Below are 22,615 nucleotides of genomic sequence, written 5' to 3' on the forward strand. Positions count from 1 at the left end.
CAGTGAGTACACTACAAGATTCACTCAGTGAGGTGTCCGATGCAACAGTATGACAATAAACCCGGTGTTTTTACTCCCAACGATGTAGACGTGCAGGCCAAAGAGACCTTATTTAAAGGTTTCTTTAAAATGGTGAAATACCGATTTCGCCACAAACTGTTTGCTGGTGGCTGGAGTAATGTGATCGAACGCGAAATGTTTGAACGTGGTCATGCTGCTGCAATGCTGCCTTATGATCCTGTGCGCGATGAAGTGGTGTTGATTGAGCAGATCCGTGTCGGCGCCTTAGAGCACACCCATCCGTGGCAGATGGAAATCGTCGCAGGCATGATCGATCGCGACGAATCGGCTGAAGAGGTGGTACGTCGAGAAGCGGAAGAAGAAGCGGGTATCTCGGTCAACAATATCCACGCGATTGTCTCCTACTACCCTTCGGCGGGTGGATGCTCTGAAAAACTGGATGTTTTCATTGGTGAAGTTGATGCATCTAAAGCATCTGGCATTCATGGTTTAGACTATGAAGATGAGGATATTCGTGTTCACGTGATGAGCCGCTCGCAAGCGTATGATTTAGTAAGAGAAGGTAAAATCGAGAACGGTGCCTCAATTATCGCTTTGCAATGGTTAGAGTTAAATCACTTGCAGTTAAAGTCGCAGTGGTTGGAGAAAGGTTGATGGTGCAGGTCGCAGTTAAAAAGCCGTATTACGTTGATTTGGCAGGGTTAATGAGAACCTACGAGACCAATTATGCCAAATTGAATGCGCTGTTGCCTTTTCAAGCTGAGGTTGGAGAGGTGCGCTGCTACCAAGTGGCCAATATGGTTTATCAACTGACAGTGAAAGAGGTCACAAAATACACCACGATAGTGGAGGTGTGTCAGAGTGATGAAGCGCCGGTATTTCCTTTGCCAACGATGTCTGTCAGGCTTTATCACGATGCCAGAGTCGCTGAGGTGCTCTCCAGTGGCGACCACTCCCGTTTTAAAGCGAAATACGACTACCCGAATGACAAGTTAATGCAGAAAGATGAAAAACATCAGCTCAATGCATTTCTCGGTGAGTGGCTCACGTTTTGCCTCAAGAGCGGTATCAGTCGAGCGCCAATAACATTTAAAGAAGAATAACAGAGTCAGGTTTTCATTTTGCAACATACAACCAGCGACACGAGCAGCATAAAGCTGCTGCAAATAACCGATACTCATCTGTTTGCGACCGATGAAGGCAGCTTATTAAGTGTCAAAACGCTTCAGAGTTTTCAGGCGGTCGTCGAGCAGGTCATACAGCGCCAAGTGGCGTTTGACTATGTACTGGCAACGGGCGATATCTCACAAGACCACAGCGCACACTCTTATCAGCATTTTGCTAAGGGCATCGCGCCGCTGCAAAAGCCGTGTTTCTGGTTGCCGGGAAACCACGACTATAAACCGAATATGTCGAGTGTCCTGCCTTCTTCGCAAATCACCGCGCCGGAGTATGTTGCGTTGGGCGAGCATTGGCAGATGGTCTTGCTGGATTCTCAGGTGGTTGGTGTGCCTCATGGCCGTTTAAGCGACAGTCAACTGGCCTTGCTAGAAGAAAAACTGGCCAGCAACCCCAGTAAACATACCTTAATTTTACTGCATCACCATCCGCTGCTGGTGGGGAGCGCTTGGCTTGACCAACACACCTTGAAAGATGCTGAGGTATTTTGGGAGATCGTTTATCGCTATCCCAATGTCAAAGGCATTGTGTGCGGCCATGTGCATCAGGATATGAATCGCATGCACCGCGGCATCCGCGTGATGGCTACGCCGTCAACCTGCGTTCAGTTTAAACCCAACTCTGATGATTTCGCTTTGGATAATGTCTCTCCCGGTTGGCGAGAGTTGCAGTTGCACGCCGATGGTGAGATCACGACCCAAGTCCAGCGTTTGAGTGCTGGAAGCTTTTTACCCGACTTTACTTCGAGTGGATATTGATATGACAGAGAAAAAGCCCTCTTTATTAATTTATATTCACGGTTTTAACAGCTCCCCTCTGTCATTGAAAGCGCAACTGATGCAGCAATACTGCCAGTTGCATCGCCCGGATATCGAAGTGGTGGTGCCGCAACTGCCCAGTTTCCCCAAGCAAGCAGCCGATTTTTTGTTGTCCCTTGTTACCCAGTATCATGCAACACACCAAATTGGTTTGGTCGGCAGTTCGCTCGGAGGGTATTTGTCGACTTGGCTCAATGATCAATTTGGTTTCCGCGCCGTAGTGGTTAATCCGGCGGTCAAACCTTATGAGCTGCTCGCGGATTATCTTGGCCCGCAAACCAATCCTTATACGCACGAAAGCTATACACTTGAAAGTGTGCATATTGACGAGCTCAAAGCTCTTGAGGTAAAACGCATCGCTTCGCCAGAAGATTTCTGGCTGCTGCAACAGACTGGAGATGAAGTGCTCGATTATCGTCAGGCGGTAGACAAATTTGCTGCCAGCCGACAGACGGTGGAAGAGGGGGGCGATCATAGCTTTGTTGGCTTTGAACGTTATCCTGAGCAAATTATCACTTTCCTTGAGTTATAACTCCCTTCACTTTGTACAGGATTGGGGAAGGCTCATAGTTTTGCAGCTCATATCCAACCGTTTCTTGACATAGCCGGGCCGCTTTCCGACTATGTTTTCCGAATCCAGCTACCGTGTAGCACACAGGGCCAAACCTGTGAGTAACAGGGTAGCTTTTTCGTTGTCTGTGTTTAAGATGAGCAAGTTCTACAGACAACAGGTAAATATTGAGAACGATTCCGTATTATGACTGAACAATATAATGCTGGTGCCATTGAAGTACTGAATGGTCTTGAACCAGTACGTCGCCGACCAGGGATGTATACGGATACCACGCGCCCCAACCACTTAGGTCAAGAGGTGATCGACAACAGTGTCGACGAAGCGCTGGCCGGACATGCCTCCAAAGTACAAGTCATCTTGCATGCAGACCAATCACTGGAAGTGATTGACGATGGTCGCGGCATGCCTGTCGATATCCACCCGGAAGAAAAGGTCTCGGGCGTTGAGCTTATTCTCTGTAAGCTGCACGCTGGCGGTAAATTTTCCAATAAAAACTATCAGTTTTCCGGTGGTCTACACGGGGTAGGCATCTCCGTGGTCAACGCTCTGTCCAAACGGGTGGAGGTGACGGTACGTCGTGATGGTCAAGTCTACGAAATTGCGTTCGAACATGGTGACAAAGTTTCCGATCTTACCGTCACAGGCACGTGTGGCCGACGCAATCGCGGTACCAGTGTGCACTTTTGGCCAGACGCCAAATACTTTGATTCCGCCAATTTTTCTGTCACACGCCTTGTCAATAACTTGCGTGCTAAAGCAGTACTGTGCCCCGGATTAGAAATCACTTTCAGCGATAAAGTGAATAACCAAGAGTATCAGTGGCGGTATCAAGACGGGCTGAAAGACTACCTGTTTGAAGGCGTGAAAGGCTACACCTTGTTGCCCGAAGAGCCGTTTACCGGCGCTTTCTCGGCGGAAACTGAAGCCGCAGATTGGGCGGTCATTTGGTTGCCGGAAGGCGGTGAGATGATCACCGAAAGTTACGTTAACCTCATTCCGACCGAGCAAGGCGGCACGCACGTCAACGGCTTGCGCCAAGGTTTATTGGACGCGATGCGTGAGTTCTGCGAGTTCCGCAATCTGCTGCCACGTGGAGTAAAACTGACAGGGGAAGACGTTTTTGACCGCTGTGCCTACGTCCTGTCGGTGAAGATACAAGATCCGCAATTTGCTGGCCAAACCAAAGAACGTCTATCGTCTCGTCAAACCGCTGCGTTTGTCTCTGGTGTGGTGAAAGATACTTTCAGCTTGTGGCTTAACGAAAAGCCGCAGCTTGCTGAGCAACTGGCTGAAGTATGTATTGCCAACGCCCACCGCCGCATGCGCGCCAGCAAAAAAGTGGTGCGCAAGAAGGTGGCTTCGGGCCCGGCGCTACCCGGCAAGCTGACCGACTGCTCGGTGCAAGATCTCAATCGTACCGAAATTTTCTTTGTCGAAGGGGACTCGGCGGGCGGCTCTGCCAAGCAAGCGCGCGATCGCGAGTTCCAAGCGGTGATGCCGCTGCGCGGTAAAATTTTGAATACCTGGGAAGTCTCAGCCGATCAAGTGCTGGCTTCACAGGAAGTGCACGACATTTCGGTTGCGCTGGGCATTGATCCCGACAGCGACAACTTAGAAAGCCTGCGCTACGGCAAAATCTGTATCCTCGCTGATGCGGACTCCGATGGATTGCACATCGCCACACTGCTGTGCGCGCTGTTTACCCGTCATTTCCGCGCTCTGGTCGAAGCGGGCCATATCTATGTCGCCATGCCGCCGCTGTATCGTATCGACTGTGGTAAAGAGGTGTTCTACGCCCTCGATGATGCAGAAAAAGAGGGTATTTTGGAGCGCCTCAGCCAGAAGAAAGCCAAAATCAACGTACAACGCTTTAAAGGCTTGGGTGAAATGAACCCGCTGCAATTGCGTGAAACCACCATGGATCCGAATACGCGTCGCCTAGTGCAGCTTACCATCGATGATTCCGAAGCGACCATGGAAATGATGGACATGCTGCTGGGTAAGAAGCGCGCCGACGACCGTCGTTCTTGGTTGCAAAATAACGGCGATATGGCAGAGGTTTAATAGATGTCTACAGAAATTACCTACGATGGCGTCGAACAGTTGCCAATGCGCAAGTTCACTGAAGACGCTTATCTCAACTACTCGATGTACGTGATCATGGACCGTGCCTTGCCATACATTGGCGATGGCTTAAAACCGGTTCAGCGTCGCATCATTTATGCGATGTCAGAGCTCGGCCTTTCTGCGTCGGCAAAATACAAAAAATCGGCGCGTACGGTGGGTGACGTACTCGGTAAGTATCACCCGCACGGTGATTCTGCCTGTTACGAAGCCATGGTACTGATGGCACAGCCATTTTCTTACCGTTATCCGCTGGTGGATGGCCAAGGAAACTGGGGTGCGCCGGACGATCCGAAATCGTTCGCCGCGATGCGTTATACCGAAGCGAAACTGTCTAAATTTGCCGATGTGTTGCTTGGCGAGTTGGGCCAAGGCACGGTCGAGTGGCAAGCAAACTTTGACGGCACGATGAAAGAGCCGAAAATGTTGCCTGCGCGTTTGCCACACATTTTGCTTAACGGCGTGACGGGCATTGCGGTGGGGATGGCGACCGACATTCCACCACACAATGTGCGTGAAGTGGCGGACGCAACCATCCATTTGATTGACCATCCACAGGCTACGCTGCCTGATCTGATGCAGTTCGTCAAAGGGCCGGATTACCCAACCGAGGCGGAAATTACCTCACCAGCGTCAGATCTGGAGAAGATCTATCGCACTGGCCGAGGTAGCATCAAAATGCGCGCGGTATGGCATAAAGAGAGCGCTGATATCGTCATCACTGCGCTACCGCATCAGGTATCTGGCGCTAAGCTACTTGAGCAGATCGCCGGGCAAATGCGCGCCAAAAAGCTGCCGATGGTCGAAGATTTACGTGATGAATCGGATCACGAAAACCCAACGCGCATCGTGATTGTGCCACGCTCTAACCGTGTTGATTGCGAACAACTGATGAACCATTTGTTTGCTTCAACTGACTTGGAGAAGAGCTACCGAGTAAACCTCAACATGATTGGCCTCGACAACCGTCCTCAGGTCAAAGGTTTAGTACAAATTCTGGCCGAATGGATTGAGTTTCGCCGCGAGACTGTTCGCCGCCGCTTGCAATATCGTCTGGACAAAGTGCTGGCGCGTTTGCACATCTTAGAAGGTTTGTTGATCGCGTATCTCAACATCGATGAGGTGATTGAGATCATTCGCACCGAAGATGATCCTAAAGCGGTGTTGATGGCGAGATTCGCCATTACCGATATTCAAGCTGACGCGATTCTGGATACCAAACTTCGTCACCTAGCGAAGCTCGAAGAGATGAAGATCCGCGGCGAGCAAGATGAGCTGGAAAAAGAGCGCAAGAAGCTCGAAGAGTTACTTGGCTCTGAGCGCCGTTTGAATACGCTGCTGAAAAAAGAGATCAAAGCTGACGCCGAGAAATTCGGTGACGATCGCCGATCTCCGCTTATCGAACGTGAAGAAGCGAAAGCACTCACCGAGCGTGATTTGCTGCCGAATGAAGCGATCACTGTGGTGCTGTCGGAAAAAGGCTGGATCCGTCATGCCAAAGGACATGAAGTCGATTGCGAAGGGCTAAGCTACAAAGCGGGCGACAGCTATCTTGCTCATGCATGCGGTAAGAGCAACCAGCAAGTGGTGCTGTTTGGCTCGGATGGGCGCAGCTATTCGCTCGAGTCGCATACTTTACCGTCCGCGCGTGGGCAAGGTGAGCCGATTACAGGCCGACTCAACATCACGCCGGGTAGCAGTATTCGCCAATTGGTGATGGGTGAAGAAGATCAACTGTGGCTGGTGGGCTCGGATGCGGGTTACGGTTTTGTCTGTAAAGGCAGTGACTTACTATCGAAAAACCGCAGTGGTAAGGCGCTCGTCACCTTGCCAGAAAATGCCGAAGTGATGACGCCATCGGCGGTGCTGGATCTGGATAATGATGACATCCTTGCCATTACTAACCAAGGGCGCATGTTGATGTTCCCGATCAAGGATTTGCCGCAGCTTGGTAAAGGCAAAGGCAACAAGATCATCAATATCCCCGCAGCCAAAGCCAAATCGAAAGAGGAAGTGTTGTCTCACCTTGTCGCGTTGCCAAAAGGGGTGTCATTAACCCTATATGCTGGCAAACGTAAACTGGGACTCAAACCGAGCGATCTGGAGAATTTCCGTGGTGAACGTGGTCGTCGTGGCGGCTTGCTACCGCGTGGTTTGCAGCGGGTCACTCGGATCGAAATTGAATCCTCCGACAGTGAGATTGCGCCAGAGCAAGAGTAAAGTAGACCCCAGCATAGCGCTGGGGTTTGTCATTTTATGAGGTTAGATTTCCCGCGCATCTTCGGCGATGGTCACTTGCAGAGTGATTTCTTGGCCCTTGCGAATCACACCAACATCGGTCGTCGTGCCTGGGCGTAAATCGGTGACAATATCCATCACGCTTTGTCGTCCTTGGATCTTATTGCCATCAATACTGATGATGATGTCTTGTGGCTGAAAGCCTGCTTTGGCTGCTGGTCCGTTTGGATCCACGCCTAGCACCACAATCCCGCCAATGTGCTCATTTCCTAATAAACGAGCGGTGACGGCGTTGATGTCTTGTCCATCAATACCAATGTAGCCGCGAATGACTCGTCCGTCAGCGATGATCTTTTGCATGATTTTATCAGCCAGCAAATAAGGAATAGCAAAAGAGATACCGTAGGTTTCCATATCAGTAGCTTGCTGGAAGGAGGCGGTATTGATGCCGACTAACTCTCCGCGAGTATTGACCAAAGCGCCACCAGAGTTACCTTCGTTGATGGCGGCGTCGGTTTGAATAAACGCCTGACGGCCATCTGCACTGATCGAAGAGCGGCCAGTCGCAGAAATAATACCAAATGTGGTGGTTTGGCCTAAGTTGTACGGGTTGCCAATCGCCAAAACGACATCACCGACCTTGGCTTTGTAATTGGGATTTAGCGGAATAACCGGAAAGTTGCTGCCTTCAATACGCAAAATAGCGATGTCGGTGCGGCGGTCTTTCCCCACTAATTGAGCCGCAGCGACCCGACCATCTTGTAAAGCGACCACAATTTGATCCGCCAGCGCAACGACATGATAGTTGGTGATGATGTAGCCCTTTTCACTGACAATCACCCCAGAGCCCAATCCTTGGGTGGAAAGCTTGCTGCGATCATTTTCTACATATTTTCGGCTGTAAATGTTCACTACCGCTGGTGCAGCATTGTGCACGGCTTGGTTAAAGGAGATTTGCATCGTTGCAGCATCTTGAGGAATCGGATCTAACGGGGTGGTCAAGACTTTACTGCGTAAAGAGGGAACCGCCAGCAACACCAATGCTGCTGTCATCAGCCCCAATAAAATAGAACGCAAAAGAAAGTTCACCATACCCTCTCCACAAAAACGGAACAATTTGCAAACAAGGGTGAAGAATAGCACTACCGACAGAAATAATAAAAGGGCAGCCTATGCAAGACTGCCCTAAGTTAGTGAACTCTCAGTGAGATTAACGAATCACGAGATAGATAGTGCGTTCGCCACGCTGAATATTCAGTGCCAGTACACCGGTTTGTTTTTCCACGATGGCACGGAAATCCGCAAGGTTCTTAACCCGTTGGCGGTTGACTCCAATGATGATGTCATCCTTTTTCAACTGGTAACGGGCAGCCGGTGAATTGTCTGCGACTTCAACCACTTTTACCCCAGCAATGCGGTCTGAGCTGCTAGTATTGGCTAACTCCGCTCCTGCTAGCCCTTCATGCATTTTGTCCGCTTTGGCTTTGGTTTGTTGGGATTCATCCAAGGTGACTTTAAACTCTTTGTCTTTACCATCACGGATAACTCCGAGCTTGATCTCTTTGCCTGCGCCTAGTGTTGCAATTTTGGCTCTTAGTTCAGAGAAGGTTTTAATCTTTTTGCCGTTGAGCGAGACGATAATATCGCCAGCCTTGATGCCTGCCTTATCCGCCGCTGAATCTTCGACCACTTGGCTGACAAACGCCCCTTTGCTTGAGTGATAACCCAAAGCATCGGCAAGTTCTGAGGTGATTTCACCACCTTGCACTCCGAGCATGCCGCGCTTCACTTCACCAAATTCCAAAATCTGATCGGTGAGGTTTTTCATCATGTTCGATGGAATGGCAAAACCGATCCCGACGTTGCCACCGCTCGGGCCTAAGATTGCGGTATTGATACCAATAAGCTCACCGTTCAGATTGACTAGGGCACCACCTGAGTTTCCGCTATTGATGGCGGCATCCGTCTGAATAAAGTTCTCGAAATTTTCGATATTAAGGCCGCTGCGACCAAGCGCAGACACGATTCCAGAGGTGACTGTCTGCCCTAAACCAAAGGGGTTACCGATAGCAACACTAAAGTCTCCGACGCGCAGTTGATCGGAATCGGCAATCTTAATCTCGGTCAGATCCTTAACATCGCTCACTTTCAGCAACGCGATATCCGACATCTCGTCGCCACCTATCAGCTCAGCATCGGCTTCACGGCCATCATACAGTTGTACACGGATGCTATCCGCGCCTTTGATGACGTGATAGTTGGTAACAATGTAACCTTTATCTGCACTGATGATGACACCGGAACCGAGCCCGCGAAAGGGGCGTTCGCGCACTTGCTCTGTGGGAAAGTCTGGACCGAAGAAAAATTGAAACTGCTCGGGGATGCGTGAGCGTTCGACTTGTTTACCTTCCACCGCAATACTGACGACTGCGGGGGTGACACGTTCAAGCATGGGGGCGAGGCTGGGTAACTCTTGGCTATTCACTGCGGTAGGAAAAGCCGCAATGGCAGGCAAGGGAGCAAGAGCTGAGCTTAAACTCAATGAAAGGGCAGTTAAAACAAGCAAAGGTTTTTTCATCCGATAACTCCTCGTTAATCATGTCTATTGCAAGGGAGATTGGCTCAAACGAATAAGCTTGTTGCTATTCATATTGGCGCCATAAACAGTTTTCAATAGACACTAGTGTGAGTTAGGACTCAAAAACCTTTGAAAAGTTCAGCAGAAAATTTAAGACGCTTTGGCGGTCACGGCGTCAGTTGCGGTTAAGATTTCCTTTTTCTCACCGCTAAAAAGACCGGTTGCCCCGTTGGCGTAATCTTTTGGTTGTTCTGTCATTCCTTCAGATTGTGCCTCAGCGGCGGTTTCATTTTCTGAAGTGATCGCTTTCTTATCAAAAGGATTGTCTTGATCGGGCAAGTTTGGTAGCAAATCAGCTGAAGTTTTGGCCATGTGCTGATACAGCTTACTGTAGTCCTTGCCTAGCGTTTCGAGTAATTCTGCGGTTTGGGCAAAATGATCCGCCAACTCTTGGCGCTGCTGTTCAAGAGCGTATTTTGCTACCTCCAGCTCCTTTTTGACCGATTTTTGTTTCTTGTATTCGGGGGTTGTCAGTCGAGAAATTACAACGCCGACAATTGCACCGACCAGCAAGCCCACGATGGCATACATCCAAGGCATAACAGCTCCTTATAGTTGTTTTAACATGTTTTTTACTGCTTAGTTACACGTATTGCGTGACCATGTTACTATGGGAAAAGTGGTCAATAAAGAAAAATAGCAACACCGAATTCTCATCCTAGTAATTGTATCGCTTTGTCCTGTTTTGGTATGACAACAATGAGCCCATTAGAAAAATACGAACACGATATCGAGCATCAAGGTTTTAAAAAAGATCCTGCTCAATACCAAGCCGTGCGGGCGTTAGACTCGCTTTTTCACCAATTTATCCAATATTCTGCTACGCCAGTTGAAAGTGTGCCTCGCTGGCAACAATGGCTAGGAAAGAAGCCCATTCGTCCTAAGGCTCCTCAAGGGCTATATTTCTGGGGCGGCGTCGGGCGGGGCAAAACCTATCTAATGGATACCTTTTTTGATGCTTTGCCAACCCAGCGTAAGATGCGAGTGCACTTTCACCGTTTCATGTATCGGGTGCATGACGAGTTGAAGAAACTGGCTGAAGTGGAGAATCCGTTAGAAAAGGTGGCGGAGCGCTTTAAACAGGAAGCGGACATCGTCTGTTTTGATGAATTCTTTGTTTCCGATATTACCGATGCCATGATCCTTGGTACCTTGATGCAGGAAATGTTCAAAAGAGAGATGATTTTAGTCGCCACGTCTAACATCGAGCCAAAAGATCTCTATCGTAATGGTTTGCAGCGTGCACGTTTTCTACCTGCGATTGAACTGATCGAAACGCATTGTCAGGTGATCAACGTCGATAGCGGCATCGACTATCGGCTAAGAACCTTACAGCAAGCTGAAATTTATCATCACCCGTTAGATGCAGATGCAAGCCGCAATTTGCAACGTTATTATCAACAACTTTCCGGTGACGATAGCCACAAGCACACCTCAGTCGAAATTAATCATCGCCAGATAGAGGTGATCGAGGCCAGTAATGGCGTGCTGTACGCAACGTTTGCTCAGCTTTGTCAAACGGCAAGAAGTCAGAATGACTACATAGAAATATCAAAGATATATCACACAGTGTTGTTGGCAGACGTTCAGCAAATGGACAACAAAATTGACGATGCGGCTAGGCGTTTTATTGCACTGGTGGATGAGTTCTATGAACGTCACGTCAAACTGATCATTTCTGCTCAAGTGCCGATGGAGATGCTCTACACCCAAGGACGGCTAGAGTTCGAATTTAAACGGTGTTTGTCTCGCTTAACGGAAATGCAAAGTCATGAGTACCTAGCTAAAGAACACTTGGCTTAGGTTCCAGCCTTTCGAGAAAAATAAGCAGAAAAAATTAGTGATTGAGTGCAAAAAAAGGTGATTTTTTCTTCGCCCTTCTCTATAATCCTGCGACCCACCGTTACTGCAGACCTGATTATCGAAGTTATTCGAGATAGAAGGTCGAGAGTGCCAACCGCTCGAAGGGGTGATGACTGGGCTCTTAGACAGTGTGGGAGCACAGCGGTGTGTTCCTTTAAAGTTTAAATTTGAATTAACGGGTTATTATTAGCATGAAAACTTTCGTTGCTAAACCAGAAACTGTAAAACGCGACTGGTATGTTGTAGACGCTGAAGGTAAAACTCTTGGCCGTCTAGCAAGTGAAATTGCATCTCGCCTACGTGGCAAACACAAAGCTGAGTACACTCCACACGTTGACACTGGTGATTACATCATCGTTGTAAACGCGGAGAAAGTTACTGTAACTGGTAACAAAGCTGCAGCAAAAACTTACTACCGTCACACTGAATTCCCTGGTGGTATTAAGTCAATCACTTTTGACAAGCTGATTGTTCGTAAACCAGAAATGGTCATTGAGCTGGCAGTTAAAGGTATGCTACCACGTGGTCCTCTAGGCCGTGCTATGTACCGTAAGCTGAAAGTTTACGCTGGCGCTGAGCACAACCATGTTGCTCAACAACCAAAAGTACTAGACATCTAATTGGGGATTTCGAAAATGGCAGAGAATCAATACTACGGCACTGGCCGTCGCAAAAGCTCAGCTGCACGTGTTTTCATCAAACCAGGCAGCGGCAACATCGTAATCAACAAGCGTGCGCTTGAAGAGTACTTCGGTCGTCCAACTTCTTGCATGGTTGTTAAGCAACCTCTTGAATTGGTAGACATGGTAGAGAAACTAGATCTATACGTAACTGTAAAAGGTGGCGGTATTTCTGGTCAAGCGGGTGCAATCCGTCACGGTATCACTCGTGCTCTAATGGAATACGATGAATCTCTACGTCCTGCTCTACGTGCTGCTGGCTACGTTACTCGTGACGCTCGTTGCGTTGAACGTAAGAAAGTTGGTCTACGTAAAGCACGTCGTCGTCCACAGTTCTCTAAGCGTTGATTTTACGTTTACAGAGAATTTCTCTTGGATTTATCCATGGAAATTGTGGTTCAAAGCTCGGCTATATGCCGGGCTTTTTGTTTATTTTGAATTAGTTATTCTCCTTTCTTTGTTACACCTCACATCAAATATTTAGAATTTTGCCGCTTTTGTGACGACGTGAGCGATTTACCTCACAAATGTTACAAAAAGGTAGCTTTATCTTGTCAAAAAGTAGGGTTTTATTTATCATTTCTCGTCAATAAATAGAACTAGATTCATATTTTGTTAGCCATGCTCTATTAGCGGAACAATCACGATCCAAAAGGAGCAAATGGGAGAATGTTTGGATGAGCAACGCGCCTTTAAATAACGGCCGCAGGCGTTTTCTGACCGCAACAACCGCAGTGGTTGGTGGGTTGGGGGCAGCTGCCGTCGCCGTTCCTTTTATCAAATCCTGGAATCCGAGTGCCAAAGCGAAAGCAGCTGGTGCGCCGGTGGAAGTGGATATCAGTAAAATTGAAGCCGGTCAGATGATTCGCGTCGAGTGGCAAGGCAAACCTGTTTGGGTTGTACGCCGCACACAAGAAGTTCTGGAAAACCTGAAAACGATTGGTGGTCAACTTCGTGATCCTCAGTCCGAAATGGAACAACAACCAGCTTATGCTCAGAATGAGTTTCGCTCAATTAAGCCTGAGTTCTTCATTGCGGTTGGTTTTTGTACACACTTGGGATGTTCCCCAACGTACTTACCGGATTCTTTCTCAGAGCAAGTTCAAGGGGTTAAATCGGGCTTCTTCTGTCCATGCCATGGTTCTAAGTTTGACATGGCTGGGCGAGTATTCCAGGGCGTTCCAGCTCCATTGAACCTAGTTATTCCTAAACACATGTATTTGAGCGATGACAAGCTACTGATTGGTGTTGACGAGGGAGATGCATAATGCAAGCACTGTTAGATTGGGTTGAGAAACGAATCCCAGCGATGAATGCTTACAAAAAGCATTTGTCCGAATACCCGATGCCAAAGAACTTCAACTTTTGGTACCTTTTTGGTTCTTTAGCCATGCTTGTTCTCGTCAATCAGATCCTAACGGGAATTTGGCTGACGATGAACTACGTTCCTTCGGGTGAAGGTGCGTTTGCTTCAATCGAATACATCATGCGCGATGTGGAGTACGGCTGGTTGTTGCGTTATATGCACTCGACTGGCGCGTCTGCATTCTTCGTCGTCGTTTATCTGCATATGTTCCGTGGCTTGATTTACGGTTCATACCAGAAGCCACGTGAGTTGCTATGGATCTTCGGTATGTTGATCTTTTTGGTGCTAATGGCAGAAGCCTTTATGGGATATCTACTGCCTTGGGGCCAAATGTCTTACTGGGGCGCTCAGGTAATCATTTCGCTGTTTGGTGCGATTCCGGTTATTGGCGATGATCTTACACTGTGGATTCGTGGTGATTACATCATCTCAGGTGCGACGTTAAACCGCTTCTTTGCACTGCACGTTATTGCCTTGCCGATTGTACTGCTACTACTTATCGTGTTGCACATTCTGGCTCTGCACGAAGTAGGGTCTAACAACCCAGACGGTATCGAGACCAAGCTGCCAAAAGGTAAAATGGGCGCGGATTACAAGTCGCAGTTCAAGTTCCATGAGTACTACTCAAACAAATACGACATCATCGATTCGATTCCATTCCACCCATATGGAACGGTGAAAGATTTGGTGGGTGTTGCCGGGTTCCTGTTCTTGTTCTGTTACGTGTTGTTCTTTAATCCAGAGATGGGCGGTTACTTCCTTGAGCCACCTAACTTTGAAGCAGCAAACCCACTAAAAACGCCAGAGCATATCGCTCCGGTATGGTACTTCACCCCGTTTTATGCAATTTTGCGTGCGGTACCTGACAAGTTAATTGGTGTCGTTGCAATGGGACTTTCGATTGTCTTCTTGTTCCTACTGCCGTGGTTTGATCGTTGTAAAGTTCGCTCTTACCGTTATCGTAGCAAAATTCATTTGATTAACATCATCCAGTTTACGATCAGCTTTATTGCTCTGGGTATTCTTGGTGCGTTGCCTGCAACCCCAACATACACATTGCTCGCGCAGATCTTTAGCTTAGGTTATTTCATGTTCTTTATTCTCCTGTATGTGTACAGCAAGAATGAAGCAACAAAACCATTACCAGAGAGGGTGACATTCAAATGAAGAAATGGATTGTAATTCTGTTTGCAATGTTGCCATCACTGGCGATGGCGGCGGGTGCTAATGTTCACTTGGATAAGGCAAATGTTGACCTATCCGATCAGGCATCGTTGCAAAACGGCGCAAAACTGTTTATGAACTACTGTTTCGGCTGCCACTCAACGCAATATCAGCGTTATGAGCGTGTTGCAAATGACATCGGTATTCCAACGGATCTGATGAAAGACAACCTGATGTTTAATCCAGAGTCGAAAATTGGTGACTTGATGGTCAATGCCATGCCACCTAAACAAGCGGCAAACTGGTTCGGTGCGCCGCCACCAGATTTGACTTTGGTGGCTCGTGTGCGTGGTGCTGACTGGATTTACACCTACTTACGTTCGTTTTATGTGGATCCATCGCGCCCATTTGGTGTCAACAACATCGTTTTCCCAAGTGTAGGTATGCCTCATGTGCTCGAAGAGTTACAAGGCATTCCAACACCAGTATACGAAACCAAAGTTGTTGACGGCCATGAAGTGCAAGTTGTTGTCGGCACCGAAAGTGACGGTACAGGCGAGCTGAGTAAGGGTGAGTACGACAGAGCTGTGCTTGATCTGGTTAACTTCCTCGTTTACTCGGGTGACCCAGTGAAACTTGAGCGTCATAATCTTGGCTGGTGGGTTATGGCCTTCCTTGTGCTGTTTACTATCGTGGTTGTGATGCTGAAGAAAGAGTATTGGCGCGATGTGCATTAATTGTGCTATCATGCTGCGCTAATTCTCAATTTTATTGACAGATCAATGGAGGCTTAGCCTCCATTGTTTTTTTCTATCCTAAGTGTACTGGAGGGCCCATGGCTTTAGCTGCCAATAAACGTTCTGTGATGACTTTATTCTCAAGTGCATCAGATTTGTACAGCCACCAGGTGCGTATTGTTCTGGCTGAGAAAGGGGTAAGTGTTGAGGTTGAACTGGTTGATGAAACCAACTTACCAGCAGAGCTTATCGAGCTAAATCCTTACAAGTCAGTGCCAACTCTGGTGGATCGCGAACTGGCATTGTACGACTCTAAGATCATCATGGAGTACTTGGATGAGCGCTTCCCACACCCGCCATTGATGCCTGTATACCCTGTTGCTCGCGGTAACAGCCGTCTGATGATGTACCGTATCGAACGTAACTGGTATTCATTAGCGGAGAAAGTGGCGAAAGGCAACGGTGAAGAGTCAGAGAAAGCGCGTGTTAAACTGCGTAATGATCTGCTGACATTAGGGCCACTTTTTGGTGAATATGAGTACTTCATGAGTGAAGAGTTCAGCTTGGTTGATTGCTATCTTGCCCCATTATTGTGGCGTTTACCGCAATTGGGTATTGAGCTCGTTGGTCCTGGCTCTAAAGAGATCAAGACTTATATGAACCGTGTTTTTGAACGTGATTCATTCCTCGCTTCTTTGACTGAAGCTGAACGTGAGATGCGTCTGGTTCGTTAAGTTATGGAAATTGCTAATATGACTGCCCGCCGCCCCTATATGCTCCGTGCATTTTATGATTGGTTGGTGGACAACGATCTGACGCCACATCTGGTGGTTCAGGCGACAATGCCGGGTGTTCGAGTACCGCTTGAGTTTGTTCAAGATGGGCAGATCATCTTAAATATTGCGCCAAGAGCAGTAGGCCAGCTGGAACTTGGCAACGAGGCGATTTCGTTCCATGCTCGTTTTAGCGGTCGTCCTCATTCCGTCATCGTACCGCTTCATGCTGTGTTGGCGATTTATGCTCGAGAGAACGGCGCTGGCACCATGTTTGAGCCAGAAGAAGCCTACACCAACGTGACTGGTGAGATTGAAGAAGAGTGGCTTGATGACGTGGATGATTCGGAGTTGTCATTAGATGACCTTGATTCAGACACAGTTTCAACAGAAAACTCTAACGCTGAAGTGACTCGACCTAAAGGCAAGCCAAGTTTAAGAGTGGTCAAATAAGCGTTGTCAGGTAAAACAAAAAGCAGCAAACGCTGCTTTTTGACTTTTTATAGCTTGTGATTTATCCGTTACTGCTCTGCGGTTTTCGCGTTGCCATATTCAAAGGCGCGGATCACTTGTTTAACGCCAGAAATGTTGCGAGCGATTTCAGTGGCCTTTTTCGCTTGAGCTTCTGTGACGTAGCCAAACAGAAACACCTCTTTGTCTTCGGTAATCACTTTGACTTTGACGCCATTGAGCTCCGATTCGGCCAACAATGCGGATTTGACCTTAGTGGTTATCCAACTGTCGTTACTGATTTCAGAGACACCGAGCGGCGCTTTCACCCGGATCTGATTGTGCAGTACGGTAACCCCTTTAACGTTGCGCGCCTGGCTTTCGAAGCTTGCCCGTTCTTCGGCGCTAGAAGCCTGCCCCATCAAAACCACCGTACCGTTGTATGAGCTGGCGACGATTCTGACATTGCCCACATATGGGGCTTTGTTGCCGATAGCGGCGATTTCAAACTCGATATTGTTGTCCTGCCAAATCTCTTTGGTGGTTCTGGTATCAGTGACGATATTCGCGGTGGTTGCCGCACCAGCAATAAACAGCCCTGCGCATCCGCTGAGCATCAGGGTTGAGAGTAGCAATAGTGAGTAACGCAACATTCTTATTCCTCATGGGTTGGGAAGAGCACCTGATCGATGAGATCGCACAAGCAGTGCAAGGTCACCATATGAACCTCATGGATACGTGCAGTGCGATGGGAGGGAATGCGAATTTCCACATCGTTTTCACCTAAAAGCCCAGCCATTTCTCCGCCATCTTTGCCGGTAAGTGCAATGATCGTCATGTCACGCGTTACCGCCGCTTCCATCGCTTTGATGATGTTTTTACTGTTACCACTGGTGGAAATAGCGAGAAGAATGTCGCCTGGTTGACCAAAAGCGCGCACCTGCTTGGAAAAAATTTCTTGATAGTGATAGTCGTTCGCCACGGCAGTTAGCGTGGTGTTGTCTGCGGTCAGTGCCATTGCGGGTAGACTTGGCCGTTCGGTTTCAAAGCGGTTAAGCAGACAAGAGACAAACTGTTGGACATTGGCTGCTGAACCGCCGTTGCCGCAGCAGAGAATTTTGTGTCCGTTGAGCAGCGTGGCAACCATCGCTTGCGCGGCATGGGTAATCGCATCGGGCAGTGCTTCTGCCGCTGCAATTTGAATCTGAATACTTTCGGTAAAGCTGTCTTTAATGCTGTCGAGCATTGGTTATCCTTGCGTGATGGCGTTATCTATCCACTGGAGATCGTCGCCATTATTGTGTATTGCAATCACATCAAAGCGGATCGCGGTGTTACAAGCGTTGTATCCGTGTTGGTCTAGCCAAAGATAAGCGGTTTTGAGTAACTTGTTTGCTTTTGCGGCAGAGACCATTTCGGCGGCGTGGCCGTAGTATACGCTTTTCCGGTATTTTACTTCTACAAACACAATGGTTTCACCATCGCGGAAAATAAGGTCAATTTCACCTAATTTAGTGTTGAAGTTTTGTTCAATAAACACCAATCCTTGGCGAATAAGCCAATGCTTTGCCAGGGATTCGTATTGTTCACCGACAGCGCGGCGATTAAAGAGCGCCATGCTCTGACCAACTGATTTCACGCTGCACCACACAATTGTTGTCGATGGTGAGCAGGCCTGTTTTGCCATTGACGGAATGGCCTGGAACCACTTTCATCTGCGGCAACTCTGCCAAAAGTTTGTAAGAGTCCATCCCGAGTGCCTGTAAGCGCTTTTGCACATTTGACTGTTCGGGCCACAATTGGTTCATTTGGTTATCCAGCGCAGGGCTTGCGTGGATCAGCAGCGGAATGTCACTGTAAGCAATGCCAGAGAGATCTTCATATTGCTTCTCACCACTGTTACTCATGGAGTTGGAGAACAGTTTCGGCGGCTTAGTGTCTGGGTTTATGGCTACTTCAATAAAGGGTTTAATGAGTGTCAACTCAGAGCTGCGCGCGGCAATGTACACTGCATCGATATCACGGCGGCTGCGTGGTTGAGTTTCCATCGGCACGTTCATCAGGCTTTCCATCTGCGCGATGCGCTGCTGGCTCTCTTGCAAACCAAAGACAGAGTTGATGTCTCGTTGTAGCTGGCGTTTGTCACCAAAGTAACTGACTGCGGGTTTATCGGCGCTGTATTTTTGCCATTCTTGCTCAAACGCGGCGACTACGCGCTGACCCAATGTGCCTTGAGGTGCCAGAATGAGCGGGTATTTGTAGCCTTCTGCAAACAGATGTTTTGCCGCTTGCGCCACCTCTTGTTCTGGCGAGAGAGCGACGTAGCAAATGCCTGTGCCCGCTTGAATGGTGTCGGGGATGTTCAATGCCAAAGATGGAATTTGTGTCTTGCCGTTTTCGTCTTGCAGCTCTTGCTGTAAAGCTTCGATCATCTCTTTGCGCAGTGGCCCAACGACAAAATCGATTTGCTCGTCAATCAGGCGCTGCTTGATTTGTTTGGCTTGGTAGAGATTGGTATCAATCACGGTCAAGGTGGCATTTGGATCCCGCCCAGTGTCATTCATCATGGCAAAAATGAAGCCGTCACGAACCAGTTGCGCTTGTTTCGCGAACTTACCGCTGAGTGGCAGAAGCAAAGCAGTATTGACCGGTTTGATTATCTCCAGTGCCAAAATCGATTGGATTTCAGCTGGGGTATAAATCGCGGCCGGATGATTTGGGTTCTCAGCAAACCAATGCTCTAGGGTATTTTTTAGCTGGGGAATATTCCCAGCCATGTTTTTCATGTAAATCGCCAGTTGCAACCAGCCGTCCAGTACCTCTTCATCGGATTCGGTATGCAGTTGCGTGATTTCGTACTGTGAATAACGGCTGAAATTGGCCCAAATTTGTTCCGCGATGGCACTTTTTTGCTCTTCTGGTACGTATTGACTGAGCGCGACCCATTGGCGGTTAGCTTCAAAGGGGCGATCAAGCGCTTGAAACGCTTGCGCGCGCAGAGTGTAGTACTGTTGCCATTGGCTGTCAGCCAGCGTCCACCACGTCTTGAAATTGAGCAGCTCGGTGATCAAGCGAGGTTGATTTTTCTTTTGGTGGTAAGTGGCTCTGGCTAGTTGCCATTCGGCTTGCTGTTGCTCGCTCATGGGCAGACGAGCTAAGCGCTGGATAAGTAAATCTGCTTGCTCTAACTGATTGGCCTGTAGTGCCGCTTTGGTGGCCATAATTAGCCAGTCGGTTTGCAAACTGCCTTGACTACTGTCGGCATTGATAATGTAAGCTTCAACGGACTGGCTCGGCTCAAGGGTAATGTCAACACTGGTCGGCATCTTCGGCGCCGAAGAACAGGCCGCTAAGGTAATTGCCAGTGCAACAGGGGTGAGTAGGCGTGGTACACTGAGTCTCTTATGGTTAATCATTGCCGTGAGTTCTCTATAATTCCGTACAAAATTGTCTCTATCTTAATCGTTGAAGTGATGGTAAACAAATGACAGATAAAAATAACTTACCCGCCACGGGTGCCACCCTCTACATTGTTCCTACTCCAATTGGGAACTTGGGGGACATCACCCATCGCGCCATCGAAGTACTATCAACGGTCGATCTCATCGCGGCCGAAGATACACGTCATACAGGTAAATTGTTGTCTCACTTCAATATTCAAACTAAAACCTTTGCCTTGCATGACCACAATGAACAGCAAAAAGCACAGGTGCTGGTCGATAAACTGCTCGCTGGGCAAAACATCGCTTTGGTCTCTGATGCAGGGACGCCGCTGATCAGTGACCCAGGGTATCATCTGGTTTCCCAATGTCGTCAGGCCGGCGTTAAAGTTGTGCCCCTGCCTGGCCCTTGCGCGGTCATTACCGCTTTGTCTGCATCGGGCTTACCTTCGGATCGATTCAGTTTCGAAGGCTTCCTACCTGCCAAAAGTAAAGGCCGTAAGGATAAATTGCTTGAGATTGCAAAGGTAGAGCGTACCTGTATTTTTTATGAGTCACCACATCGAATCATCGACTCACTGCACGATATGCTGGAAATTCTTGGGCCAAATCGTGAAGTGGTGCTGGCGCGAGAGTTGACTAAAACCTTTGAAACCATCCAAGGAATGCCGTTGGGTGAGCTGGTCGACTGGGTGAAAAGCGATGAAAACCAGCAGAAAGGTGAAATGGCGTTATTGATCCATGGTTATCGTGACAGTGCAGAAGACGGTCTGCCGGAAGAAGCGCTGCGCGCATTGACCATCTTGCTTAAAGAGTTGCCGCTCAAACGTGCCGCTGCCATGGTCGCGGAAATTTACAACGTGAAGAAAAATGCCTTGTACAAATGGGGTTTGGAAAACCTCGACCAGTAATGGTTCGTGCCATTGGGCGAGTCGGTTGTGCAAATGAGCGCTAATTTGCGCCGATAATGTGATCTGACTAGACACCTTAGTGAGAAGGCTATACAATCCGCCCTCGGAGCTGACTGGGTAGTCGCTGCTTTGTTGATGTCCTTAGGGAGACTGACAAAGGGGAGGAAAGTCCGGGCTTCATAGAGCAAGGTGCCAGGTAACGCCTGGGGGGCGCAAGCCTACGACAAGTGCAGCAGAGAGAAGACCGCCGATGGCCCTTTTTTTCGTTAGAGAAAGGGGGATCAGGTAAGGGTGAAAGGGTGCGGTAAGAGCGCACCGGACGACTAGTAATAGTTCGTAGCAGGGTAAACTCCACCTGAAGCAAGACCAAATAGGCCTCCACATTGCGTTGCTCGCGTAAGGAGGCGGGTAGGTTGCTCGAGCCAGTGAGTGATTGCTGGCCTAGACGAATGGCTACCGCCGCGCAAGCGGAACAGAACCCGGCTTATGTGTCGGCTCCACCTCTTTAAACCCATCATTACTTGTTAATGATGGGTTTTTTGCTTTTTATTGACGTATTTTATTCACCAACCCATAAACTTGGCGCTATATCACGCCTAGGCCCAGTCTAGTAGTGGCGCTCATGATGGAAATCAGTACACTAATGATTCGCCGCCCAAGGCTTAGCACATTCAACGAGAAGACCATGACCAATACATTCCAGCACATCTCCGTATTACTCAATGAATCGATCGATGGCTTAGCGATCAAGCCCGACGGGATTTACATTGATGGAACGTTTGGCCGCGGTGGTCACAGTCGGACCATTTTGTCGCGCTTGGGCGAAAATGGCCGCCTTTACAGTATCGATCGCGATCCGCAGGCGATTGCTGAAGCGGGCAAAATTGACGATCCACGTTTCACCATTATCCATGGCCCATTCTCTGGCATGGCCAAGTACGCTGAACAGTATGATTTAGTCGGCAAGGTGGATGGTGTTTTACTCGATTTAGGCGTTTCTTCCCCTCAGTTGGACGACGCTGAACGCGGCTTTAGCTTTATGAAAGATGGCCCACTCGACATGCGTATGGATCCCACGTCGGGCATTCCAGTCTCGCAGTGGTTGCTTGAAGCGGATCTTGATGACATCACCTGGGTGATCCGCGAGTTCGGCGAAGACAAACATGCCCGCCGCATCGCCAAAGCGATCGTCGCTCATCGGGAAAATGAAGAGAAAGAGCCACTGACGCGTACGTCACATCTGGCCAAATTGATCTCTGAAGCGGCGCCAAAAAGTTTCAAAGAGAAAAAACACCCAGCGACGCGCACTTTCCAAGCTTTTCGCATCTACATCAACAGTGAATTGGAAGAGATCGACACCGCATTAAAAGGCGCTGCATCGATCTTGGCTCCACAAGGGCGTTTGTCGGTCATCAGCTTTCATTCGCTGGAAGATCGCATGGTGAAACGTTTCATGCGTAAGGAGAGCAAAGGGCCAGAAGTGCCTTACGGTATCCCGATGACCGAAGCGCAAATTCAGGCATTAGGCTCGGCGAATATGAAAACGGTTGGTAAAGCGATTATGCCAACGGAAGCGGAAATTGAGATGAACCCTCGTTCGCGCAGTTCGGTTCTTCGTATTGCTGAAAAACTCTGATTC

At 48.6% G+C, this 22,615-nt stretch carries 23 protein-coding genes and 1 other RNA gene; 17 read left to right on the forward strand and 7 right to left on the reverse strand.

Annotated elements, in window-relative coordinates:
- Positions 1-39 precede the first annotated feature (39 nt).
- The 6 genes from nudF (at position 40) to parC (ending at position 6,936) form a co-directional block, all read left to right on the forward strand.
- Positions 40-675 carry an ADP-ribose diphosphatase gene (gene nudF, locus EWA64_RS11050; protein WP_061894121.1) on the forward strand — a complete coding sequence of 212 codons (636 nt, stop codon included), beginning with the start codon at positions 40-42 and terminating at the stop codon, positions 673-675.
- Complete coding sequence (locus EWA64_RS11055) at positions 675-1,124, forward strand: DUF1249 family protein (RefSeq protein ID WP_039440701.1); 450 nt, start codon at positions 675-677, stop codon at positions 1,122-1,124. Before nudF ends, EWA64_RS11055 begins: the two co-directional genes overlap by 1 nt.
- Positions 1,125-1,142: 18 nt before the next feature.
- Complete coding sequence (cpdA, locus tag EWA64_RS11060; RefSeq protein WP_039440698.1) at positions 1,143-1,958, forward strand: 3',5'-cyclic-AMP phosphodiesterase; 816 nt, start codon at positions 1,143-1,145, stop codon at positions 1,956-1,958.
- Position 1,959: 1 nt separating this feature from the next.
- Positions 1,960-2,550 (forward strand): esterase YqiA, encoded by a 591-nt coding sequence (yqiA, locus tag EWA64_RS11065; protein WP_039464805.1) that lies wholly within the window; start codon positions 1,960-1,962, stop codon positions 2,548-2,550.
- 225 nt (positions 2,551-2,775) lie between these two features.
- Positions 2,776-4,656 carry a DNA topoisomerase IV subunit B gene (parE, locus tag EWA64_RS11070; protein WP_061894122.1) on the forward strand — a complete coding sequence of 627 codons (1,881 nt, stop codon included), beginning with the start codon at positions 2,776-2,778 and terminating at the stop codon, positions 4,654-4,656.
- Positions 4,657-4,659: 3 nt separating this feature from the next.
- Positions 4,660-6,936 carry a DNA topoisomerase IV subunit A gene (gene parC / locus EWA64_RS11075; RefSeq protein WP_061894123.1) on the forward strand — a complete coding sequence of 759 codons (2,277 nt, stop codon included), beginning with the start codon at positions 4,660-4,662 and terminating at the stop codon, positions 6,934-6,936.
- 42 nt (positions 6,937-6,978) lie between these two features.
- On the opposite strand, the gene degS is transcribed toward parC, so the two are convergent.
- From degS to zapG, 3 genes are all read right to left on the reverse strand, one after another.
- Positions 6,979-8,046 (reverse strand): outer membrane-stress sensor serine endopeptidase DegS, encoded by a 1,068-nt coding sequence (gene degS, locus EWA64_RS11080; RefSeq protein WP_061894124.1) that lies wholly within the window; start codon positions 8,044-8,046, stop codon positions 6,979-6,981.
- 118 nt (positions 8,047-8,164) lie between these two features.
- Positions 8,165-9,532 carry a DegQ family serine endoprotease gene (locus EWA64_RS11085; protein WP_061894125.1) on the reverse strand — a complete coding sequence of 456 codons (1,368 nt, stop codon included), beginning with the start codon at positions 9,530-9,532 and terminating at the stop codon, positions 8,165-8,167.
- Between the two features lie 150 nt (positions 9,533-9,682).
- Positions 9,683-10,132 (reverse strand): Z-ring associated protein ZapG, encoded by a 450-nt coding sequence (zapG, locus tag EWA64_RS11090; RefSeq protein ID WP_061894126.1) that lies wholly within the window; start codon positions 10,130-10,132, stop codon positions 9,683-9,685.
- A gap of 159 nt (positions 10,133-10,291) precedes the next feature.
- Here zapG and zapE point away from each other — a divergent pair, with 159 nt between their 5' ends.
- The 8 genes from zapE to sspB all read left to right on the forward strand — a co-directional run bounded on the left by zapE (position 10,292) and on the right by sspB (position 16,628).
- The gene (zapE, locus tag EWA64_RS11095; RefSeq protein ID WP_061894127.1) at positions 10,292-11,395 is read left to right on the forward strand and encodes a cell division protein ZapE; all 1,104 of its coding nucleotides are present in this window, start codon (positions 10,292-10,294) and stop codon (positions 11,393-11,395) included.
- A gap of 251 nt (positions 11,396-11,646) precedes the next feature.
- Positions 11,647-12,075: a 50S ribosomal protein L13 gene (gene rplM, locus EWA64_RS11100; protein ID WP_039423932.1), complete on the forward strand. Its 429-nt coding sequence runs from the start codon at positions 11,647-11,649 to the stop codon at positions 12,073-12,075.
- Between the two features lie 15 nt (positions 12,076-12,090).
- Positions 12,091-12,483: a 30S ribosomal protein S9 gene (gene rpsI / locus EWA64_RS11105; protein ID WP_039423934.1), complete on the forward strand. Its 393-nt coding sequence runs from the start codon at positions 12,091-12,093 to the stop codon at positions 12,481-12,483.
- Between the two features lie 329 nt (positions 12,484-12,812).
- Positions 12,813-13,403: a ubiquinol-cytochrome c reductase iron-sulfur subunit gene (gene petA, locus EWA64_RS11110; protein WP_039440685.1), complete on the forward strand. Its 591-nt coding sequence runs from the start codon at positions 12,813-12,815 to the stop codon at positions 13,401-13,403.
- Complete coding sequence (locus EWA64_RS11115) at positions 13,403-14,668, forward strand: cytochrome b (protein WP_039440683.1); 1,266 nt, start codon at positions 13,403-13,405, stop codon at positions 14,666-14,668. The genes petA and EWA64_RS11115 overlap by 1 nt, the downstream gene beginning before the upstream one ends.
- Positions 14,665-15,402 (forward strand): cytochrome c1, encoded by a 738-nt coding sequence (locus EWA64_RS11120; RefSeq protein ID WP_061894128.1) that lies wholly within the window; start codon positions 14,665-14,667, stop codon positions 15,400-15,402. Before EWA64_RS11115 ends, EWA64_RS11120 begins: the two co-directional genes overlap by 4 nt.
- Positions 15,403-15,500: 98 nt before the next feature.
- Positions 15,501-16,136, forward strand: coding sequence for a stringent starvation protein SspA (gene sspA / locus EWA64_RS11125; RefSeq protein ID WP_061894129.1), 636 nt, complete (start codon positions 15,501-15,503; stop codon positions 16,134-16,136).
- A gap of 3 nt (positions 16,137-16,139) precedes the next feature.
- Positions 16,140-16,628, forward strand: coding sequence for a ClpXP protease specificity-enhancing factor (gene sspB / locus EWA64_RS11130; RefSeq protein WP_061894130.1), 489 nt, complete (start codon positions 16,140-16,142; stop codon positions 16,626-16,628).
- 68 nt (positions 16,629-16,696) lie between these two features.
- Here sspB and EWA64_RS11135 read toward each other — a convergent pair whose 3' ends face one another.
- From EWA64_RS11135 to EWA64_RS11150, 4 genes are read right to left on the reverse strand one after another with little or no spacing between them, the layout of a single operon-like run.
- Complete coding sequence (locus EWA64_RS11135; RefSeq protein ID WP_061894131.1) at positions 16,697-17,278, reverse strand: BON domain-containing protein; 582 nt, start codon at positions 17,276-17,278, stop codon at positions 16,697-16,699.
- Positions 17,279-17,280: 2 nt separating this feature from the next.
- A complete protein-coding gene (locus EWA64_RS11140; protein WP_039423958.1) occupies positions 17,281-17,871 on the reverse strand; it encodes a phosphoheptose isomerase in 591 nt (196 codons plus the stop codon).
- 3 nt (positions 17,872-17,874) lie between these two features.
- Complete coding sequence (locus EWA64_RS11145) at positions 17,875-18,243, reverse strand: YraN family protein (RefSeq protein ID WP_061894132.1); 369 nt, start codon at positions 18,241-18,243, stop codon at positions 17,875-17,877.
- Positions 18,230-20,041 carry a penicillin-binding protein activator gene (locus EWA64_RS11150; protein WP_061894133.1) on the reverse strand — a complete coding sequence of 604 codons (1,812 nt, stop codon included), beginning with the start codon at positions 20,039-20,041 and terminating at the stop codon, positions 18,230-18,232. The genes EWA64_RS11145 and EWA64_RS11150 overlap by 14 nt, the downstream gene beginning before the upstream one ends.
- Before the next feature lie 68 nt (positions 20,042-20,109).
- Here EWA64_RS11150 and rsmI point away from each other — a divergent pair, with 68 nt between their 5' ends.
- From rsmI to rsmH, 3 genes are all read left to right on the forward strand, one after another.
- Complete coding sequence (gene rsmI / locus EWA64_RS11155; RefSeq protein WP_039423966.1) at positions 20,110-20,976, forward strand: 16S rRNA (cytidine(1402)-2'-O)-methyltransferase; 867 nt, start codon at positions 20,110-20,112, stop codon at positions 20,974-20,976.
- Positions 20,977-21,081: 105 nt separating this feature from the next.
- An RNA gene (gene rnpB / locus EWA64_RS11160) (RNase P RNA component class A) lies at positions 21,082-21,479 on the forward strand.
- A gap of 182 nt (positions 21,480-21,661) precedes the next feature.
- Positions 21,662-22,612 (forward strand): 16S rRNA (cytosine(1402)-N(4))-methyltransferase RsmH, encoded by a 951-nt coding sequence (gene rsmH / locus EWA64_RS11165; RefSeq protein WP_061894134.1) that lies wholly within the window; start codon positions 21,662-21,664, stop codon positions 22,610-22,612.
- Positions 22,613-22,615 lie beyond the last annotated feature (3 nt).

It is taken from the genome of Vibrio cidicii, assembly GCF_009665415.1.
Lineage (GTDB): Bacteria > Pseudomonadota > Gammaproteobacteria > Enterobacterales > Vibrionaceae > Vibrio > Vibrio cidicii.

Coding starts and splice junctions, on each gene's coding strand:
- petA (WP_039440685.1), top strand. CDS start 12,813: ATGAGCAACGCGCCTTTAAATAACGGCCGCAGGCGTTTTCTGACCGCA.
- EWA64_RS11150 (WP_061894133.1), bottom strand. CDS start 20,041: ATGATTAACCATAAGAGACTCAGTGTACCACGCCTACTCACCCCTGTT.
- rpsI (WP_039423934.1), top strand. CDS start 12,091: ATGGCAGAGAATCAATACTACGGCACTGGCCGTCGCAAAAGCTCAGCT.
- EWA64_RS11055 (WP_039440701.1), top strand. CDS start 675: ATGGTGCAGGTCGCAGTTAAAAAGCCGTATTACGTTGATTTGGCAGGG.
- rsmI (WP_039423966.1), top strand. CDS start 20,110: ATGACAGATAAAAATAACTTACCCGCCACGGGTGCCACCCTCTACATT.
- nudF (WP_061894121.1), top strand. CDS start 40: ATGCAACAGTATGACAATAAACCCGGTGTTTTTACTCCCAACGATGTA.
- EWA64_RS11115 (WP_039440683.1), top strand. CDS start 13,403: ATGCAAGCACTGTTAGATTGGGTTGAGAAACGAATCCCAGCGATGAAT.
- zapG (WP_061894126.1), bottom strand. CDS start 10,132: ATGCCTTGGATGTATGCCATCGTGGGCTTGCTGGTCGGTGCAATTGTC.
- EWA64_RS11120 (WP_061894128.1), top strand. CDS start 14,665: ATGAAGAAATGGATTGTAATTCTGTTTGCAATGTTGCCATCACTGGCG.
- zapE (WP_061894127.1), top strand. CDS start 10,292: ATGAGCCCATTAGAAAAATACGAACACGATATCGAGCATCAAGGTTTT.
- EWA64_RS11135 (WP_061894131.1), bottom strand. CDS start 17,278: ATGTTGCGTTACTCACTATTGCTACTCTCAACCCTGATGCTCAGCGGA.
- EWA64_RS11140 (WP_039423958.1), bottom strand. CDS start 17,871: ATGCTCGACAGCATTAAAGACAGCTTTACCGAAAGTATTCAGATTCAA.
- rsmH (WP_061894134.1), top strand. CDS start 21,662: ATGACCAATACATTCCAGCACATCTCCGTATTACTCAATGAATCGATC.
- EWA64_RS11145 (WP_061894132.1), bottom strand. CDS start 18,243: ATGGCGCTCTTTAATCGCCGCGCTGTCGGTGAACAATACGAATCCCTG.
- sspA (WP_061894129.1), top strand. CDS start 15,501: ATGGCTTTAGCTGCCAATAAACGTTCTGTGATGACTTTATTCTCAAGT.
- yqiA (WP_039464805.1), top strand. CDS start 1,960: ATGACAGAGAAAAAGCCCTCTTTATTAATTTATATTCACGGTTTTAAC.
- EWA64_RS11085 (WP_061894125.1), bottom strand. CDS start 9,532: ATGAAAAAACCTTTGCTTGTTTTAACTGCCCTTTCATTGAGTTTAAGC.
- degS (WP_061894124.1), bottom strand. CDS start 8,046: ATGGTGAACTTTCTTTTGCGTTCTATTTTATTGGGGCTGATGACAGCA.
- rplM (WP_039423932.1), top strand. CDS start 11,647: ATGAAAACTTTCGTTGCTAAACCAGAAACTGTAAAACGCGACTGGTAT.
- parC (WP_061894123.1), top strand. CDS start 4,660: ATGTCTACAGAAATTACCTACGATGGCGTCGAACAGTTGCCAATGCGC.
- sspB (WP_061894130.1), top strand. CDS start 16,140: ATGGAAATTGCTAATATGACTGCCCGCCGCCCCTATATGCTCCGTGCA.
- parE (WP_061894122.1), top strand. CDS start 2,776: ATGACTGAACAATATAATGCTGGTGCCATTGAAGTACTGAATGGTCTT.